The organism is Streptomyces sp. NPDC044044 (assembly GCF_056434405.1).
Map to the genome: position 1 here is coordinate 155,551 of NZ_JBWKFG010000007.1, position 17,450 is coordinate 173,000.

The following is a 17,450-nucleotide window of genomic DNA, read 5'->3' on the forward strand; positions in this document are numbered from 1 at the left end:
CCGGTGCACTCCCCCAAGCCGGTGCGCTCCCACGAGGGTGACCGCCTCGCCCCCCTGCTGGTCGCTCTCCAGCTGACCGACTCGGCGTTCCCCAGCGGCTTCTACACGCTGTCGCACAGCCTGGAGGGGTTCGCACAGGCAGGGGCCGTCGGTCCGGACAGCCTGTCCTCGCTCCTGAGCGACCTGCTGCTGCACGGTGTCGGTCCGGCGGACGCCACCGCGCTGGCCCTGGCCCACCGTGCCGCATCGGCCGCGGACCTGGACGCGGTGGCGGGCATCGACGAGCACCTGTTCGCCACCAAACTGGGCCGGGAGATGCGTCAGGCATCCACCAGGACCGGACGTCAGCTGCTCGACCTGGCGGCGGAGGTCTTCGACCGCCCGGCGATCACCGGGTACTTCGCCCGGGTGCGGGGCCGGGAGGCACCCGGCACCCAGGCCGTCGCCGCCGGGGTCGTCTACGCCGCCACCGAGGTCCCCGTCCGGCAGGCCGTCGCCGCGGACCTGTTCGCCTTCTGCGCCAGCTTCGCCGGTGCGGCCCTGCGGCTGCGGCTGACCGACCACCGCAAGGCGCAGACGCTGCTGCGCGGCGCCGCGCCCGTCATCGAGCGCGTCGTCGAGGAGGCGCTGCGGCGCGATCTCGACGACGTGGGCGCCACCGTCTTCGCCTCCGACATCATGTCGGGCCGCCACGAGCGCGCCGAGGCACGTCTCTTCGCCAGCTGAACTCTCACCCCACCGTGCAAAGGAGCACCATGGACGACAACGTACTGCGGGTCGGCATCGGCGGTCCGGTCGGCTCCGGCAAGACCGCCCTCATCGAGGCGCTGGTGCCGGTGCTCATCGCCCAGGGCCACGTTCCCGCCGTCATCACCAACGACATCTACACCCAGGAGGACGCCCAGCACGTGCGCCGCACCCTGGCCGGGATCCTGGATCCGGAGCGGATCGTGGGCGTGGAGACGGGCGCCTGTCCGCACACCGCCGTACGCGACGACCCGACGATGAACCTGGCGGCCGGCGCCGAGATGCTGGAGCACTTCCCGGACACGGACACGCTGTTGTACGAGTCCGGCGGTGACAACCTCACCCTGACGTTCAGCCCGGCCCTGGTCGACCTGTTCCTGTTCGTGCTCGACACGGCCGAGGGCGAGAAGATGCCGCGCAAGCGTGGCCCCGGGATCACCGAATCCGATCTGCTCGTCATCAACAAGATCGACATCGCGCAGTACGTGCGGACCGATGTCGACGTCATGGAGTCCGACGCCCACCGGGTCCGCGACGACCGCCCGGTCGTCCTGACGGACTGCCTGACCGGAGTGGGCATCAAGGACATCGCCAGCTACCTGGAGTCCCGCCGCAAGGTACTGATCTGACGTGCCGCCCACGCCCGCGCCTCCCGTGACGCGACGGCCCGGCACGGACCGGCTCGCCCCGGAGCACTACGCCGCGGTGCGTCTCCCCCCGGACGTGGCGGCCCTCGCGTCCCTTCCCGACACCCTCGCACCCGGCTCACCGGCCAAGGTCGGCATCCTGGATCTGGCCTTCGCCGTCCGGAACGGTCGCACCGAGCTGGTCGAGCGCTATCAGAAGTCCCCGCTGCAGATCATGCGGCCGCTGTGGATCGATCCGGCGCTGCCCGGCATGAGTTACGTGTATCTGATGGCCACCGGCGGCGGCATCGCCCAGGCCGACCGCTACCGGACGGACTTCCGCTGCGGGCCCGGCACCCAGGTCCATCTCACCACCCAGGCAGCGAGCAAGGTCTTCCGGATGGAGCACGACTACGCGAGCCAACGCGTGCACATCACCGCGCAGGAGGACTCCTACGTCGAGTACCTCCCCGACCCCCTGATCCCGTTCAAGGACGCCCGGTTCTACCAGCGCACCGAGGTGACCGTCGCCCCCGGCGCCACCGTCGTCCTCGGTGACACCCTCACCGCCGGGCGGCTCGCCCGGGGCGAGCGGCACGACTACCGGATCCTCGCCACCGACCTGCGCGTCGGCCGTCCCGACGGCACCGTCCTTGCCATCGACACCCTGCGCCTCGCACCGAACGGCGGCCGGGCGGACGTCACGGGGCCCGGCGTGTTCGCCGGGCACGACCACGTCGCCTCGCTCTTCGTCGTCACCGACCGCAGCCCCGCCGGCGAAGTCGCCGACACCCTGCACGCCCGCTTGTCCGGCTGCGGTCTGCCGTACGGCGTCAGCGTCCTGCCCAGGGAGTGCGGCGCCTGGGTGCGCCTCCTGGGCGACGACCCGATTCAGGTCGCCGCCGCGAAGGACGCCGCCTGGGACTCCGTACGCCGTCTACTCACCGGCCATCCCGCTCCCGACCTGCGTAAGCCCTAGGCGTTCCCGCCGCTTCTCCCGCACCCCACGAGGTATTCGCCGATGATCACCGCTCCCCCTCCGATGCCCCCCGCATACGACTCGGGGGACACCGCCTGGCTGCTCGCATCCACCGCGATGGTGCTGCTGATGACGCCCGGACTGGCGTTCTTCTACGGCGGCATGGTCCGCACCAAGCACGTCCTGATGATGATCAAGATGAGCTTCGCGGCGCTCGCCTTCGGCACCCTCCTCTGGTGGGTGATCGGCTACACGCTCGCCTTCGGCCCCGACGTCGGCGGCGCCGGAGTGATCGGCAATCTCGACCACGTGTTCATGCGCGGCATCGACCTGACCACCCTGACCGGTCACATCCCCACGTACGTCTACAGCACGTTCCAGATGGGCTTCGCCATCATCACCGTCGCGCTGATCAGCGGATCCATCGCCGACCGCGCCAGGATGAAGGGCTGGCTTGTCTTCGTCGTGCTGTGGCTGCTGATCGTCTACATCCCGATCGCGCACTGGGTGTTCGACGAGGACGGCTGGATCGTGCGCCATCTCGGGGCGCTCGACTTCGCCGGCGGACTGCCCGTGGAGCTGAACTCGGGTGTCGCCGGTCTCGCGGTCGCGCTGGTGCTGCGCTCGCCGCGCGATCTGGAGCGCCGCGAGGAGCGGCCCAACAACATCCCGCTCGTCGTCATCGGCGCGGGTCTGCTGTGGTTCGGCTGGTTCGGCTTCAACTCCGGCTCCGCCCTGTCCGATCAGGGGGCCGCCGCGGCCGCCTTCCTGAACACCCAGCTCGGGGCGGCAGGCGCCATGGTCACCTGGCCGCTCGTCGAGAAGTGGCGCACGGGCCGCGTCACCACCATGGGTGTCGTCTCCTCGGCCGTGGCGGGCATGGTCGCCATCACCCCGGCCTGCGGAGAGATCAACACCCTGGGAGCGGTCGTCACGGGTCTGGTCGCCGGCGCGGTCTGCGCCTTCGCCATCACGCTGAAGTACCGCTTCGGCGTGGACGACACCCTGGACGTCGTCGGTGTGCACGGTGTGGGCGGCCTGATCGGCCTGATCATGGTGGGCCTGTTCGCCACCGCGCGCATCAGTGGCAAGGAGGGGCTGTTCTACGGCGGCGGGCTCGGGCTGCTGGGCCGCCAGCTCGTCGCCATCGTCTCCGTCATCGCGTTCTCCTTCATCCTGACCTGGATCATCGCGAAGGTGGTCGACAGAACTGTCGGCTTCCGCGCCGAGGAGACCTACGACAAGGTGGCGGGCGAAGAGGTGGAGCGGGCCTACGACTTCCAGACCGCCGAGCGTCTTGGCGCGCTGGCCTCGGACAAGTCGGTGACCAGCGACGCCGAACTCGTCGCGGAGATCGGGCGTTTGCTGAAGGCGCGGGACGAATCCAAGTAGCCGAGCTCTCGCGCCCGCTCTCCATGGCCCGCCGTCTCCGGCGATACCTGGCCGCCTTCTCCAGTAGGGCGGGGCGCCCTTGAGCCCGGCCCGGCCATCGTGAGGTGCGGGAGCGGCAGCTTTCCATGGGCACCGATGCGTCCCGCTGCACCGGTGCCCACGATCGGGTCTGCGCCGGCCGCGGAGGAGACCTCGACACGGACGGCGCGCCCTGCCTCCACCCTCCTCCCTCGACGGGGCCCAGAACCGATCCGCACAGCCCGATTCCTCTACGTCGGGCAGGACGGCGGCAGTTCGACTCAGCCGCGGTTCCGCAGATGCACAGAGCCACGTCATTCGGGCAACCAGGAGTACGCTGAGGGCAGCGGGACCTTTCGTATGCCGGCGCTCAGGCTGGCCTGGGCCTCGCGGTTCCATCCGCCGAAGTCCGCCTCTCATCGCTGGTTCACCGGCCATGTCGAGAGTCGGATCGCCCGCTGAACGTCTTTTCGCGGCACGCCATCCGCCCGCACAGGAGCAGCCCGTGACCCCGGCCGCGCCATCGCGCCGAAGTCAAGGAGCTCCACATGTCGGCCAGTCCCCCCACGTCCACGAACCGTTCCCCTTCAACGGCCCTGCCGTCGAGCACCGTTGAGCCCGCTCAGGAGTACGACGGAGCGGCGCCGTTCTCCGGTGAAGAACCGACCGCTCCGCGCAGCCGTGGTGAGCGGCTGTACGTGATCGTGACGACGGTGATCGTCGTTGCCCCCTTCCTGGCGCTGGGCCTGGCCGTCTGGCTGCTGTGGGGCAGCCTCATCCATCCCGCTGACGTCCTGCTCGCCCTCGTCCTCTACATGGTCACGGGCTTCGGCGTCACGGTCGGCTTCCATCGCGGCCTGACCCACGGCGGATACCGAGCCGTCCGGCCGGTACGCATCGCTCTCGCGGTGGCCGGGTCGATGAGCTTCCAGGGGGACGTCATCGGCTGGGTCGCGACCCACCGCCGCCACCACGCCTTCACCGACCGGCCGGGAGATCCGCACTCCCCCTACCGCTACGGCACGCACCTGCGCGGCCAGTTGCGCGGTCTGCTGCACGCGCACATCGGCTGGCTTTTCCGCAACGACGCCACGCCCGCCGAACGTTACGCCCCCGACCTGCTCGCGGATCGCGACATCCGCGCTGTCTCGCGCGCCTTTCCCGCCCTGTGCATCCTCACCCTGGCACTGCCGTTCGCGGTGGGCTGGGCCATCGGCGGCACCTTGGTCCACGCCCTCACCGCCTTGCTGTGGGCGGGACTTGTGCGCATCGCGCTGCTCCACCACGTCACGTGGAGCGTGAACTCCCTGTGCCACGTGATCGGGGACCGGCCGTTCCGCACCCGGCGCCACGACCGGGCCACCAATCTGTGGCCGCTGGCCCTGCTCTCCTTCGGCGAGAGCTGGCACAACCTCCACCATGCCGACCCCACCAGTGCGCGCCACGGCGTCGACCGCGGCCAGCTCGACCCCTCGGCCGCCGTCATCCGTCTCTTCGAGCGCCTCGGCTGGCTGCACGACGTGCGCTGGCCGACCCCCGATCGCGTCGCCTCCCGCCGGCTGTGAATCCCCCCGCCCCCTCCGCACAGCGCTCCACAGGAGTTCTCATGGCCACCGCACTGCAGCCCTCACTCCCCTCACAGCCCCTCCTCCGTCTGCGTCTCGTGCCTCCCGGCCCTCTGCCGCACCCCATCGACGGTGTGTGGTGGCCCTCCTCGTACGACCTGCTGGCAGAACTCCCCCGGCTGCTCACCGGGCTGCCGCGGGCCTGGGGTCACATCAGCAGCGTCACCGTCAACGGATCGACGTGGACCGTGACACCCCGCCGGATGTTCGTGCTCGGTCAGGTCGTGCGCCTGCACAGGTCCACCGCAGCATCCGCCCCGCACACGATCTGCCTGCTCGCCCCCGGCCGGGGACGCTGGGACCTGTTGGTCGTGCCGCCCGACACCCCGCCGGACACCGCCGAGCCCCTCATGGCCGCCGCCGCGAGCGGCGCCACCTGATCGGGCGGAAGCGCGCGGAGAGTCCGCGTCCGTCCGCTGCCGGATCAGCGCCGGCGACGATGCGTGTTCCGGCGCCAAGGGCGCGATCGTCCCCGGCCGCCGTCGCGATTGCGCGCCGCGGCCGGATCGCGGCGGGCTCCGTGGAGGGGGCGGTGGGTGACTGGCCTGCGGCCTGCCCGGCCCGTGTCGCGACAACGATCAGGATCAGCAGGACGCTGAAGGCCAAGCCTGTGAGCACGACGCTCACGTCTCCCCGGTCAGGCGGCTCGGCAGAGCCACAGCGACCAGCGCCAACGGGGTGCCGCCACCGCCGTACTCCCAGTCGTCCTCGGCATCCGGCTCCCGGCCGGCCTCTGAACTGCCGTGGAGGACCTGTTCCGCTGCCATGAGCGTGCTCGCGGTCACAGGAGGCCCGGCGCTCTCGCTCGCGGCGGCCATCAGGCGGGCTGCTGCCGGGGCGCTGGACTCGGGCGGTATCACCAGCAGGTCCCATCGACCCGCGGTGTAGGACAGGAGCATGATCTTGTGGGGGTCCAACTCCGTCGTGAACCAACCCACCTTCACCACATGGCCGTTGACGGGCACTTCCCGCGGGACGACCGGCCAGTACATAGGGTTGACGGCGATGCGAGTGATCCGCCCCCACAAGGGATCCAGCACGTCGGCCAGAGTGGAGAGCTCCTGCGCCAAGTCCCGGGAGCGAGGCCACCAGGCGCCGTCCAGAACCCCTCGGGCGGAGCTCACGGGTTTCAGCGCGAGGCGGGCGGTCGGAGCCCTGAAGGGCACGATCCGCAGTGTGGGTCGGTCGGTGGTCGCGGGCATTGCGCGAACCTGTCTCCGGACCGCTGGCCCAGGGGGCCCGGCTCGGTGTCGTCACTCGCCGAGAACGACACCGACGTGGAAGCCGGTGTGCGAAAGACTCTCGATACTTTGAGGCTACTCCCCTGGAGGCGGTAAAGGACTGCGCCGACGCGGGACTCACGAACGTGGCTCTGCGCGCCCGCACCGAACGTGCGCCTTGCTTGCCGGCACGAGGCCTCAGCCGGAGCCGACGGACGGCACCTCGCTCATCGAGGCGCCTGCCGCGTCGGCCCACGACGAACCCACGTTCGGTGTCCGGGATGGAGATCCTCGGCCTTGCCACCCCCTCGCGCCCCGCCCAGCACTCCCCTAACCCGACAGGAGTCGATTACCTCACAGACCAGAATGCAGAAATCTATCCTCGCCAGATTAGACATTGGGTATTGGTGGTAGTAACAATGAGCGCGTACCCAGAACCCGCATGTCAGGAGTAGCCCCATGCCCGAGGGCCTCAGCCGCCCCAAGTGCGTCGTGGAGCAGTACACGAGGGAGGGCAGTTGGGTCGTCGTCGTTCGTGGGGACCTCGACATGGACTCCATGCCCCCGGTGCGCGAAGCCATGGAGAGGGCGGCCGCCGCACTCCCGGTGCTCATCCTGGACACCGGCGCAGTGAGCTTCGCGGACTCCTCCGCATTGAACCTGCTGCTCCTCATCCATCAGGCCACCACGCTGCGCATCGCCGCTCCGCCGCCCCAACTGCTGCGCATGCTCCAGATCACCGGCGCCGACCAGGTCCTCAACCTCTACCCGTCCACGGACCAGGCCTGCGCGGCCACGACAGGATGAAGCCGGGGGGCAGTTGGCTGCGCAGGGACGGCGAACTCGGGCAGGCTGGTCGTGACGTCCGTCTGCCTGCAGGAGAGTTGGGGTGGCCACGCCCTCGTGGGGATGGGGTGCGGCCGGCGCGTAGCCCGTGGGCGGGTGGTTCGTCGAGCGTCACGCGGGGAGAATCTGGCTGACGGCAGGGGGCGCGGAGCCGTGAGGGACAACGGGGAGCAGTTACTGGAAGCCCAGTTGGGCGGGCTGCTGCGCGAGGTGCGACGCCAGGCATCGTGCGAGGCCGGGCCGGACGTCCGCAGGATGCTCGACTGGTTGCGCCAGGAGACCGGCGTCCACGCTGCGGTGGTCGCGCAGGACGCGGGCACGGAGGAGGCGTCCACGGCAGGCTTTCCTCAGGAGGTGCTGTCCGAGCTCGCCGGCCTCCTCGCGCGCCTGTGCGGGGGTCAGTTGGCCGCGGCTGCGACCCAGGCCCAGGGACTAGGGCTGGGGCTGGGACTGCACGTGCGCTGCGAAGCGCTGGGGCCGCACGGACCGCGCCCGGTACTGGTGGTGGTCTCCGAATCGCAGCCGACTGCCCAGACCGTCGCGCTGACCTCGCACACCGGCAGCGTGCTGGCCTTGCTGCGCAGCGCTGAGGCCGGACAGCAATCGCGGCGGGTCTACGACGACAAGGCACGCCAGTTGCGGTTCGCCGTGCTGCACGGGCTGTTGGCCGGAGGTCCGCTGCTGGCCCGGCGGATGACGACCGGTGTCGTTCCCCCGCTCCTGGACGCTGATCGGCTGCGGATCCACCTGCTGCGCTGCCCGTCGGCCGACCGTGACCGGATCGCACAGGCCCACCAGGATTCCTCCGGCTATCACGGGTCGGCGCTGATAGTGCACTGCCCCGTGTTCAAAGAGCACTTGATCTGTCTCATCGCCGAGGACGACGACACCGGCCGCGCCCGCGACGCCAGCAGCGACGGCGGCAGCGACGTCCCGGCGCGCAGGCTGGGTGAGACGCTGCGGCGTCTGGTGCGCGACAATCCGCGCTACGCACTGGGCATCAGCGGCGTACAGCCCCTGCACGCCACGGCAGAGGCCTACAGCCAGGCCGCCCATGCGCTGGCCGGCGCCCGCACCACGGCCGGCCGTGTCGCCTTCCACCAGGGCCAGACTTCACTGACGGGCCTCCTGCCCGCTCAGCCCGCCCTCGCCTGGGCACGGGCGTTTCTGCGGCCGCTGGACACCGCCCCCAAGACCAGTGCCGACATCACCCGGCTCGCGACGAGCATGCCCCGCTCCGGCGTGGCCCGTCTGCTGGGCCTCAGCCGCAACACCGTCACCGCGCACCTCAGACGTGCCCAACAAGCTCTCGGTCAGGACCTCGCAGACGTCCGCTGCCGCGCTGCTGTCCACTTGGCCCTCGCGCTCGTCGGTTCCGGCTCCGGTCCCGAACCCGATGGCCACCACGTGCCCCCTGCCCTGGAGGACTTGCTGAGCACAGAGTCTGCCGCCGCCTGGGCCCAGACGGTTTTGCGCCCCCTGCAACCCCGCCACCGCCGCACGCTCCAGGCATGGATCGATGCCAATGCGGACGCGCAGCGGACCGCCCACCACATGGGCATCAGCCGCAACACGGTCCGGGCCCACCTGCGCACCGCCGAGGCCGCCCTGGGCCTGGATCTCCTGACCACCGGAACCGGCACCCACCACGTCGTCCACGCGCTGCACATCGCCGCGGCCCGGACCACCCGAGGCATCTGAGCATCGTGCACAACCCGCGCCCGGAGTTGAGCACCGTGCACATTGGTCCGCGGGTCCGGTGACTTCTAGCCTGTAGACAACTGCCCGCGCACCAGGCGATTTCGGCGCCCTGACCAGCGCCGGAAGAGCCGAACGTCAGGGGCAGCGCCTGCCTGCCCCGGCGATTCGGGCCGTCCCGTGAGGGGTCGGCTGCCGAGGAACGCGAAGACCCTGCGCCGGCAGGACAGCGCCGTAGCGGACCATCGGGGGAAACCGTGCTGCGTATGCACTTCACCAGGGGCGATCTGTCCCGGACCCGGGTCGCCGAGAGGCCGGACCCACTGTGGGAAATCGTCCTGAGCATGCACCAACTCCAGGAAGGCAGAAGGAACACCCGCGCGATCCTCGGCGGCCGGACGCCGTCCCACCCGCAACAGCAGATACTGCGTGCGCTGACCCCGCTGATGCCCGCCCGCGGATACTTTCCGGACTTCCTCACCCCCGCTGCGGCGCTGGACGGGATCGACAGCGGCATCGACGCCGTCCTTTCCACACCCCGGCGCCGCATGCGCGAGGAACTCTCCCTGCTGGCGCAGCACCGCGCCCTGCCCGCCTGGACACGATCCCTCGCCGACGGCGAAGTGGACACGCTGCACTGGCTGGGCAGGGCCCTGCACCGGTACAACAGGTGCGTCCTTCAGCCCCTTTGGCCCGGAGTCGCCGCCCGCGTGGAGGCCGACCGGCAGCACCGCACCGGAGTGCAGTGCCGCGCCGGGACCGAGGCGATGATGCACACCTTCGCGCCCATGCTGCGCTGGGAATCCTCGGTGCTGGCCGCCGACTATCCGGTGGACAGGGACGTGCACCTGGGCGGGCGTGGACTGCTGCTCGTCCCGTCCTACTTCTGCCGCCGTACGCCGGTGGCCCTCCTGGACGAGCAGTTGCTGCCCGTCCTCGTCTACCCCGCCTGCTCCCCTGTGCCGGAGCAGGCGGCCACGGCGGACTCCAGGCTGGCGCCGCTGCTGGGGCACACCCGTGCCGCGGTGCTGCAGACGCTCCACGAACCCCGTACCACCACCGAACTGGCTCGCCACGCCGGCGTATCGCTGTCATCGGCCAGCGAACATGCGGCGGTGCTGCGCCGGGCCGGGCTGATCGCCAGCATGCGGGAGCGCCAGCGGGTGCGGCACATCCTCACCCCCTTGGGCGCCGATCTGCTCAACGGCGGTGCGGTGCCCTTGCTGTCGTAGACGACCACGCTCACCGCTCGGCGTACGGGGCTGTCGCCGCCGGGAGTTCCACAGTGGTGCGGAGCTCATCCCCTGGCACGGTGGCGATGATCCAGGGTTCGCCGAGCCATGTGCGCAGTGCATGAGGAATGCTACGAGTCGGCACATATCGTCGGCGTATCGAAAACCGCATACGTGCCGGCAACGCCGCGCTGCCTTGACTGGCGGTATGACTCGCATCCCCGCACGAACAACGAGCCGCCGGATTCGATGGCTCATTGTCTTCGGCCTGACCGTCGTCATAGGAGTGATCACCGCGGCGCTCTGGCACCGGCTGCCGAAGGCCTCGCTCTCCTCGTCCCCCTCGTCCCCCTCGGCCTCCCTGCCCGCCCCGGCCGCGTCACCCTCGGGTGCTCACCGCGGTGAGCACCGTGGCGCCGTCGGTGAGGCTGATGGTGTCGTGCCCGACGGCGTGACGGTCTTCGACGACGCGATGCCGGCCGTGGCCAAACTCGATCCAGGTCTGCTCAAGGCCCTCCGCCAGGCCGCGACGCCTGCCGCGGACGACGGAGTCGAGTTCCACGTCAACAGCGGCTGGCGTTCCCCGGCGTACCAGAATCAGCTGCTCCGCAAGGCGGTCGCCGAGTACGGGTCCGAACACGAGGCCGCACGGTGGGTGGCCACCGCGGCGACGTCTCCTCACGTGTCGGGCAGGGCCGTCGATATCGGGCCATCTGATGCCACGGGGTGGCTGTCCGAACATGGCGCCGATTACGGGCTGTGCCGGATCTACAAGAACGAACCCTGGCACTACGAACTGCGCACCGAGGCGATCGATCACGGCTGCCCGCGCATGTATGCCGACCCCACCGAGGACCCGAGGACGCAGCAGTGACCGGCAGGGAGCGAGGACAGACCATGGCAGAGGTGGAGACGGCGCAGGTGGACACGGCGCACGTGGACTCGTCGCAGGTGGACACGGCACAGACCGGACAGAGCGGCGCCGGCCGCCGAGATACCGGCTCCGGGGCCCGGAGCGCGGGCGTCAGCCCGGATACCGCTCCCGGCGCCCGGCACACGCGCATCCGCCGGGCGATCCGCATCGCTTCCCGGCCCGGCCCCTGGAAACGCGGCCGGGTGCTCGCGGCCCTTGCGCTGCTGCTCGGCCTGGTCATGCTGCTGCACTCGAAGATCCCGAACCGGATCGGGAACCTCGGCAGCCTGGCGGAGACCGTCCTGCCGTGGTTCGGCCTGTTCATCCCGGTGCTGCTGGCCGGGGCGCTGTGGCGCCGCTCCGCATCCGCGGTCGCCGCGCTGCTGCTGCCGGTCATCGTATGGCTGAACCTCTTCGGCGGGCTGCTCGGCGACAAGTCCCACCCGGGCGGCGATCTCACCGTGGTCAGCCACAACGTCGGCGCCGAGAACTCCGACCCGGCCGGCACCGCCCGCGAACTGGCCGCCTCCGGCGCGGACGTCCTGGCCCTGGAGGAGATCACTCCGCAGGCGAAGCCGGAGTACGAGAAGGAGCTGGCGAAGGCGTACCCCCACCACACGGTGCAGGGCACGGTCGGACTGTGGAGCAAGCTGCCGCTGTCGAACACCCGGCCGGTCGACATCAAGCAGGACGCCGGGCCGCTGGGGGACGCCAAATCGGCCGAGGTCAAGATGGCCTACAACCGGGCGCTGCGCACCACGGTGGCCACGGACCAGGGTCCGCTGGCGGTGTATGTGGCCCACCTGGGGTCCGCACGGGTGAATCCCAGGGCGGGATTCTGGACGGACTCGCGGGACCGCGGCGCGCGGGCGCTCGGCGCGGCCGTCGCCGCCGAGCAAAATGAGCGGGTGGTGCTGCTCGGGGACCTGAACGGCTCCATGGACGACCGCGCGTTCTCCGCCATCACCTCGCAGCTGCGATCGGCCCAGGAGGCGGCCGGGAGCGGCTTCGGCTTCAGCTGGCCGGCGACGTTCCCGGTGGTGCGGATCGATCAGATCCTGGTCCGCGGCGTGCAGCCGGAGAGCTCGTGGGTACTGCCGGACACCGGCAGCGACCACCTGCCGGTGGCGGCCGGAATCAGCTGGTGAGCGGCGAGTCTGAACGAGGTCAACGTAGCCGCGACGCTCCTGCCGAGCACGCGAATTGCGCCGTGGAGACGGGCCTTCCGGCCGCTCTCTTCGGCCTTCAACATCCCAGATCAGCGGTTCTGACACGCAGCTAGTGAACCCCGATCACCAGGAGTGGTCCTCTGGACCGTTACGCTTCGCAGTGTCTACGGCGTCAAATAGCGGGCGCTAACCACTGGAGGAAATACTTCATGCTGATCGCTCAGCGTCCCTCGTTGACCGAAGAGGTCGTCGACGAATTCCGCTCCCGGTTCGTGATCGAGCCGCTGGAGCCGGGCTTCGGTTACACCCTCGGCAACTCCCTGCGGCGGACCCTTCTCTCCTCGATCCCGGGTGCGGCTGTCACGTCCATCCGCATCGACGGTGTCCTGCACGAGTTCACCACCGTGCCGGGCGTCAAGGAAGACGTCACCGACCTCATCCTCAACATCAAGCAGCTGGTGGTCTCCAGCGAGCACGATGAGCCCGTCGTGATGTACCTGCGCAAGCAGGGTCCCGGTCTTGTCACCGCCGCTGACATCGCCCCGCCGGCCGGTGTCGAGGTGCACAACCCCGACCTGGTCCTGGCCACGCTGAACGGCAAGGGCAAGCTGGAGATGGAGCTGACCGTCGAGCGCGGTCGCGGCTACGTCTCGGCCGTCCAGAACAAGCAGGTGGGCCAGGAGATCGGCCGTATCCCGGTCGACTCGATCTACTCGCCGGTCCTGAAGGTCACGTACAAGGTCGAGGCGACGCGTGTCGAGCAGCGCACCGACTTCGACAAGCTGATCGTCGACGTCGAGACCAAGCAGGCCATGCGGCCGCGTGACGCCATGGCGTCCGCGGGCAAGACCCTGGTCGAGCTGTTCGGTCTGGCGCGCGAGCTCAACATCGACGCCGAGGGCATCGACATGGGCCCCTCGCCGACGGACGCGGCCCTGGCCGCCGACCTGGTGCTGCCGATCGAGGACCTGGACCTCACCGTCCGGTCGTACAACTGCCTCAAGCGCGAGGGCATCCACTCCGTGGGTGAGCTCGTGGCCCGCTCCGAGGCGGACCTGCTCGACATCCGCAACTTCGGTGCGAAGTCGATCGACGAGATCAAGATGAAGCTCCACGGGATGGGCCTCGCGCTCAGGGACAGCCCGCCCGGATTCGACCCCGTCGCCGCCGTCGACACGCTCGCCGCCGACGACGACGCGGACGCCGGTTTCGTCGAGACCCAGCAGTACTGACTGCTCCGTCGGGTCGCGCGGTAGCCGGGATTCCCCGGACCGCGCGACCCGACGCACGACGGGGGGGCAATGCCCGTCGCAATGGCGTGACGCGCGGCTGACGGCCACCCCGCGGGGTGGCGGGCTGGCGTCACCTGCCCCCACTCCGAACCTCCGAACCACCACAACCGGACATGCAGTTGACGTCGCATGTCTGACCGGGTGCCGGCGCTCACACGCTGCGAGTTCGACCTCGCCGGGGATCAGATCTCGGCATCGTCGGTCAGCGAAGGCATGGCGTACGGGCGGAGGACCATGAGCGAGTCTTCCAACGTCGCCACCATGGCGAAGGGGAAGCGGTCGAGCTCGAGACAGAGTTCGACGTCATCAGGGTGAACTCCTTGGCGCACGCCCTCTGCCAGCTCGGCGGCGGCGCGCGACTCGGCAGCGCGGCGGACGTACTCAGCAGCGTCCGTCCCGGCCTCCGTGGCCCTCCGGGCGATGTATTGAGCGCACGCCAGATCCTCGTCGGCCTGCCCGTCTTCGCCGGTGACCACGAACGTGACACGGTCAGTCCGGCGCTTCCGCAGGAGCCGAGCCGTCGCCTCCGCCACCACGAAGCTGGCGCACAGCACCAACGCCGCGTCCTTGACCGCGAGGGCGCCGACCGTGCCTGCCGTGGTCTTCTGCACAACTGTCCGTCCGGCAAGGTCGACAGACCTCAGCAGGCCCGGCGAGTTGACGGCATCGAACCCGGGCGCGGACGGACCGTCCTTGAGCGCCACCCAATCCGGGTGGCGGTCCTTGTGCGCGAGGGCTTCGTCCAACGACTCAGCGAGGACGATCCTCTCCGCTCCCTGGGCAAAGGCCCAGGCAGCCGTGGTGAAAGCACGCATGACGTCGACCACGACCGCCACGGACGGGACTTCGGCCAGCTCAGTGATGCCAAGGAAATGAGAGTCCATTCGGATCATGATGGCTCATGCCCGATCCGACAGGCTCAGTGACCGCCCGTCATGCACGATCACGATCGCGCCACGGGCCGTCCGGCACCAGGGAGCCGAGCACGGCGAGCAATTGTGGCGGCTCAACCGGGTCTGACAGTGAGCCCAGATCCGACCACGCGGTCCAGACATGGGTGTCGAGGCTGGCCTGCTCATCGGGGAGCAGGCCGGTCCGCACGAGCGACGGTTGCTCGTCGGCGAACCGCGCGACGAAGAAGCGCTCCGTCCCGGTGTACCGCCGGCCGTTCCACCACACATCACGGTCGACTGCCACAGACCGATCAAGCACCGCACCCGGGTCGAGTCCGGTTTCCTCGACCAGTTCGCGCCGTGCCGCCACGAGCGGCGTCTCGCCCGGCTCGATCCCGCCACCGGGTGGCTCCCAGAGGCAGGTCCCGTCGAACGGATCACGCCAGCGCAGAAGAAGCAGGCGATGGGCAGCGTCCAGACAGATGACACGGGCGGCGGGCCGTTGCGTTGTTTCCACCTCTCTGACGCTATCCGCTGCCCCCTCTGGCTGTAGTCCTCGAAGACCGGCCCGCACCCGCACCGCCAAGCCGGTGCACCGAAACCCGCGACACCCACAACACCCGTACCAGGCAGGCCAGTCGGGTCCGAGAACCGTCAACTCACCACCCGTCACGACGTGACGGCTCGGACGGACGTGAGGGCTCGGACGGTTGTCAGTGCCCGTTGCTACGTTCGATCCGGTCGAATTACTCACGCCAGGGAGCACAGCAGCAAAGGAGCATCAGATAGATGGGATCTCAACTCAACCCGTGCCTCGCCTTCGACGGGAACGCACGGCACGCGATCGAGTTCTATCAGGACATCCTCGGCGGCCAGCTGGACATGGGCACCTACGCCGAATACGGCTCGCCGGACGTGCCTCACCCCGACAAGATCATGCACGCCACGCTCCGAACCCCCGACGGCTACACGCTGATGGCATGGGACGTCCGGGAAGAGATGCCCCACACTCCAGGGAACAACGTCGCGGTCTTCCTGGACGGCAGCGACCTCAAACTCCGCGACTATTGCGAGAGGTTGTCCACCGGCGGCACCGTGGCGCTGCCCCTGGAGAAGCAGTCATGGGGTGACGAAGCCGGTTCGCTTGTCGACCAGTTCGGGATCACCTGGATGGTCAACATCACCCAGCAGCCCAGATAGACCACGGGGATCCGTCATATCGGCCTGCCAGCGCCGGGAGGGCGTCAGACGCTGCCGCGCCACTACACCGCTCTGCGGGACATGATCGAACGAGGCGCGTTCGCGTCCGTTCAGTCGATGCAGAACTCGTTCCCCTCGATGTCCTGCATGGGGATGCACGAATCGTTGCCGTCATACAGCGTCTGCACGTGTACCGCCCCGAGCGGGACCAGCCGTGCGCACTCGGCCTCAAGTGCGGCGAGGCGCTCTTCGCCCACGAGGCCGGTGCCGACCCGCACGTCAAGATGCAGCCGATTCTTGGCTGCCTTCCCTTCGGGGACGCGCTGAAAGTACAGCCGCGGGCCCACGCCCGAAGGGTCGATACAGGCAAACCACGCGTCCTGCTGTTCAAGTAGCTGCGAGCTCTTGAAATCGTCCCACGTGCTGAATCCCTCCGGTGGCGGCGGGACGACGTACCCCAACACCTCGCACCAGAAACGAGCGAGGCGCTCGGGTTCCGCGCAGTCGAAGGTGACTTGGAACTTCTTGATCGACATCATCAGGCCACCGTATGGGCGTGTGCCGCTCAGCGAAACCTCTTCTCAGGCGCGGCGGACCCGCCAGAGCCATGCTGCCGTGCCGACCATCAGGGCGAGCATCGCCAGATTGGCCAGGAGGGCCGGGGTGCCGGCATCCGGGCCGCCGCTGGACAGGTTCCAGGTGGCGATGATGGCAGTCGGCAGAACGGCGGCAAGCAGTACGCCGCTGGTCTTCTGGACTGCGGCCCAGTGCACCGAGGTGCAGAGGAGAACCGCGCCGATGATGCGGAACAGAACGCCGATCAGCGGCCCGAGGTTGTCGGGGAAGACCATCAGGAAGGCCATCGAGAGGGTGAGCATCAGGAGCGGGACCAGGGGGTGCACCTTGCCCTGCCGGGCGGGTGCGGCGGCATCGCCCCGGGTCCGGGTCCCGGCGGCGAACCCGTTCCCCGCCTCGGTCAGCGCCGTCGCCGCGATCGTACGGGGATCCCCGAGCGCCGCCAGGACCTCGCCGATCGGGGCATCGGGGCGTTCGGCGCGCGTCACCTCTATGTGTTCGGCGAGGTCGGCGAGGAGTTCCTGGCGACGGTCGGCGGGGAGTGCGGAGGCCTCGCGGTCGACGGCGGAGAGATAGTCGCGAACGGGATCGGCAGAGGTCTTCATGCGGGGTCTCCGGTGGGGGGTTGCGGGGCGGTGGTCAGGAAGGCGTCGACGGCGTTGCGGAAGCCGGGCCAGACGCGGGTGAACTCGTCGAGTGCGGCTCGGCCGCTGCCGGTGAGCGCGTAATAGCGACGGGGTGGGCCGGAGGCGGACTCCTGCCAGGTGGTGGTGACCAGGTCGTCGCGGCGGAGCCGGGAGAGCAGCGGATAGACCGTGCCCTGACTGGTGGCCAGGGCGCCCGATTCCTCGAGGGCCTGGAGGAGTTCCACGCCGTAGCGGGGGCGGTCCCGCATCAGGGCGAGTACGCAGTACTCCAGGACGCCCTTGCGCAGCTGGGCGGCTGCCCTGGCCTGCTTGGTCGAATCACCTGGTTCCATGCGATGCAAGATACCTGGTGGGGCAAGTGAATGGGAAGGCGGGTT

General features: G+C 69.6%; 19 protein-coding genes. 13 read left to right on the top strand and 6 right to left on the bottom strand.

The annotated features are described in order from the left end of the window. Positions 1-3: 3 nt before the first annotated feature. From AC07AG_RS26235 to AC07AG_RS26260, 6 genes are all read left to right on the top strand, one after another. On the top strand, positions 4-726 hold the full coding sequence (locus AC07AG_RS26235) for an urease accessory protein UreF (RefSeq protein ID WP_478758157.1): 723 nt from the start codon (positions 4-6) through the stop codon (positions 724-726). A gap of 29 nt (positions 727-755) precedes the next feature. Continuing rightward, positions 756-1,376 carry an urease accessory protein UreG gene (gene ureG, locus AC07AG_RS26240; protein ID WP_478758158.1) on the top strand — a complete coding sequence of 207 codons (621 nt, stop codon included), beginning with the start codon at positions 756-758 and terminating at the stop codon, positions 1,374-1,376. Between the two features lies 1 nt (position 1,377). Further along, a complete protein-coding gene (locus AC07AG_RS26245; RefSeq protein ID WP_478758160.1) occupies positions 1,378-2,352 on the top strand; it encodes an urease accessory protein UreD in 975 nt (324 codons plus the stop codon). Between the two features lie 42 nt (positions 2,353-2,394). Then, positions 2,395-3,744, top strand: a complete 1,350-nt coding sequence (locus tag AC07AG_RS26250) for an ammonium transporter (protein ID WP_478758162.1) — start codon at positions 2,395-2,397, stop codon at positions 3,742-3,744. A gap of 566 nt (positions 3,745-4,310) precedes the next feature. Continuing rightward, complete coding sequence (locus AC07AG_RS26255; protein ID WP_478758164.1) at positions 4,311-5,327, top strand: acyl-CoA desaturase; 1,017 nt, start codon at positions 4,311-4,313, stop codon at positions 5,325-5,327. Between the two features lie 41 nt (positions 5,328-5,368). Further along, positions 5,369-5,767: a DUF5994 family protein gene (locus AC07AG_RS26260; RefSeq protein ID WP_478758166.1), complete on the top strand. Its 399-nt coding sequence runs from the start codon at positions 5,369-5,371 to the stop codon at positions 5,765-5,767. Between the two features lie 243 nt (positions 5,768-6,010). Here AC07AG_RS26260 and AC07AG_RS26265 read toward each other — a convergent pair whose 3' ends face one another. Continuing rightward, positions 6,011-6,589, bottom strand: a complete 579-nt coding sequence (locus AC07AG_RS26265; protein ID WP_478758168.1) for a DUF5994 family protein — start codon at positions 6,587-6,589, stop codon at positions 6,011-6,013. Between the two features lie 477 nt (positions 6,590-7,066). Between AC07AG_RS26265 and AC07AG_RS26270 the strand changes: the two genes are divergently transcribed. From AC07AG_RS26270 to AC07AG_RS26295, 6 genes are all read left to right on the top strand, one after another. Continuing rightward, positions 7,067-7,414 (top strand): STAS domain-containing protein, encoded by a 348-nt coding sequence (locus tag AC07AG_RS26270; RefSeq protein ID WP_478758170.1) that lies wholly within the window; start codon positions 7,067-7,069, stop codon positions 7,412-7,414. A 192-nt stretch (positions 7,415-7,606) separates the two neighbouring features. Next, the gene (locus tag AC07AG_RS26275) at positions 7,607-9,154 is read left to right on the top strand and encodes a helix-turn-helix domain-containing protein (protein WP_478758171.1); all 1,548 of its coding nucleotides are present in this window, start codon (positions 7,607-7,609) and stop codon (positions 9,152-9,154) included. Positions 9,155-9,417: 263 nt separating this feature from the next. After that, positions 9,418-10,383 (top strand): helix-turn-helix domain-containing protein, encoded by a 966-nt coding sequence (locus AC07AG_RS26280; RefSeq protein WP_478758173.1) that lies wholly within the window; start codon positions 9,418-9,420, stop codon positions 10,381-10,383. A 208-nt stretch (positions 10,384-10,591) separates the two neighbouring features. Beyond that, a complete protein-coding gene (locus tag AC07AG_RS26285) occupies positions 10,592-11,257 on the top strand; it encodes a M15 family metallopeptidase (protein WP_478758175.1) in 666 nt (221 codons plus the stop codon). 23 nt (positions 11,258-11,280) lie between these two features. Then, complete coding sequence (locus tag AC07AG_RS26290) at positions 11,281-12,444, top strand: endonuclease/exonuclease/phosphatase family protein (protein WP_478758177.1); 1,164 nt, start codon at positions 11,281-11,283, stop codon at positions 12,442-12,444. A gap of 230 nt (positions 12,445-12,674) precedes the next feature. Beyond that, positions 12,675-13,697, top strand: coding sequence for a DNA-directed RNA polymerase subunit alpha (locus AC07AG_RS26295; protein WP_478758179.1), 1,023 nt, complete (start codon positions 12,675-12,677; stop codon positions 13,695-13,697). A gap of 242 nt (positions 13,698-13,939) precedes the next feature. On the opposite strand, the gene AC07AG_RS26300 is transcribed toward AC07AG_RS26295, so the two are convergent. Beyond that, positions 13,940-14,641, bottom strand: a complete 702-nt coding sequence (locus tag AC07AG_RS26300) for a 2-phosphosulfolactate phosphatase (protein WP_478758769.1) — start codon at positions 14,639-14,641, stop codon at positions 13,940-13,942. A 49-nt stretch (positions 14,642-14,690) separates the two neighbouring features. After that, positions 14,691-15,167: an NUDIX hydrolase gene (locus AC07AG_RS26305; RefSeq protein WP_478758181.1), complete on the bottom strand. Its 477-nt coding sequence runs from the start codon at positions 15,165-15,167 to the stop codon at positions 14,691-14,693. Between the two features lie 272 nt (positions 15,168-15,439). Here AC07AG_RS26305 and AC07AG_RS26310 point away from each other — a divergent pair, with 272 nt between their 5' ends. Beyond that, on the top strand, positions 15,440-15,850 hold the full coding sequence (locus tag AC07AG_RS26310; RefSeq protein ID WP_478758182.1) for a VOC family protein: 411 nt from the start codon (positions 15,440-15,442) through the stop codon (positions 15,848-15,850). A 110-nt stretch (positions 15,851-15,960) separates the two neighbouring features. Here the strand turns inward: AC07AG_RS26310 and AC07AG_RS26315 are convergent, their stop codons facing one another. From AC07AG_RS26315 to AC07AG_RS26325, 3 genes are read right to left on the bottom strand one after another with little or no spacing between them, the layout of a single operon-like run. Beyond that, positions 15,961-16,389: a VOC family protein gene (locus tag AC07AG_RS26315; protein WP_478758184.1), complete on the bottom strand. Its 429-nt coding sequence runs from the start codon at positions 16,387-16,389 to the stop codon at positions 15,961-15,963. Positions 16,390-16,431: 42 nt separating this feature from the next. Continuing rightward, a complete protein-coding gene (locus AC07AG_RS26320) occupies positions 16,432-17,031 on the bottom strand; it encodes an HAAS signaling domain-containing protein (RefSeq protein ID WP_478758186.1) in 600 nt (199 codons plus the stop codon). Further along, complete coding sequence (locus AC07AG_RS26325) at positions 17,028-17,405, bottom strand: PadR family transcriptional regulator (protein ID WP_478758188.1); 378 nt, start codon at positions 17,403-17,405, stop codon at positions 17,028-17,030. Before AC07AG_RS26325 ends, AC07AG_RS26320 begins: the two co-directional genes overlap by 4 nt. Positions 17,406-17,450 lie beyond the last annotated feature (45 nt).

Bases quoted from the DNA above. Each gene is read 5' to 3' on its own strand.
- AC07AG_RS26300 (WP_478758769.1), bottom strand. From the start codon at position 14,641: ATGGACTCTCATTTCCTTGGCATCACTGAGCTGGCCGAAGTCCCGTCC.
- AC07AG_RS26260 (WP_478758166.1), top strand. From the start codon at position 5,369: ATGGCCACCGCACTGCAGCCCTCACTCCCCTCACAGCCCCTCCTCCGT.
- AC07AG_RS26320 (WP_478758186.1), bottom strand. From the start codon at position 17,031: ATGAAGACCTCTGCCGATCCCGTTCGCGACTATCTCTCCGCCGTCGAC.
- AC07AG_RS26285 (WP_478758175.1), top strand. From the start codon at position 10,592: ATGACTCGCATCCCCGCACGAACAACGAGCCGCCGGATTCGATGGCTC.
- AC07AG_RS26280 (WP_478758173.1), top strand. From the start codon at position 9,418: ATGCACTTCACCAGGGGCGATCTGTCCCGGACCCGGGTCGCCGAGAGG.
- AC07AG_RS26295 (WP_478758179.1), top strand. From the start codon at position 12,675: ATGCTGATCGCTCAGCGTCCCTCGTTGACCGAAGAGGTCGTCGACGAA.
- ureG (WP_478758158.1), top strand. From the start codon at position 756: ATGGACGACAACGTACTGCGGGTCGGCATCGGCGGTCCGGTCGGCTCC.
- AC07AG_RS26325 (WP_478758188.1), bottom strand. From the start codon at position 17,405: ATGGAACCAGGTGATTCGACCAAGCAGGCCAGGGCAGCCGCCCAGCTG.
- AC07AG_RS26265 (WP_478758168.1), bottom strand. From the start codon at position 6,589: ATGCCCGCGACCACCGACCGACCCACACTGCGGATCGTGCCCTTCAGG.
- AC07AG_RS26255 (WP_478758164.1), top strand. From the start codon at position 4,311: ATGTCGGCCAGTCCCCCCACGTCCACGAACCGTTCCCCTTCAACGGCC.
- AC07AG_RS26250 (WP_478758162.1), top strand. From the start codon at position 2,395: ATGATCACCGCTCCCCCTCCGATGCCCCCCGCATACGACTCGGGGGAC.
- AC07AG_RS26310 (WP_478758182.1), top strand. From the start codon at position 15,440: ATGGGATCTCAACTCAACCCGTGCCTCGCCTTCGACGGGAACGCACGG.
- AC07AG_RS26315 (WP_478758184.1), bottom strand. From the start codon at position 16,389: ATGATGTCGATCAAGAAGTTCCAAGTCACCTTCGACTGCGCGGAACCC.
- AC07AG_RS26290 (WP_478758177.1), top strand. From the start codon at position 11,281: ATGGCAGAGGTGGAGACGGCGCAGGTGGACACGGCGCACGTGGACTCG.
- AC07AG_RS26270 (WP_478758170.1), top strand. From the start codon at position 7,067: ATGCCCGAGGGCCTCAGCCGCCCCAAGTGCGTCGTGGAGCAGTACACG.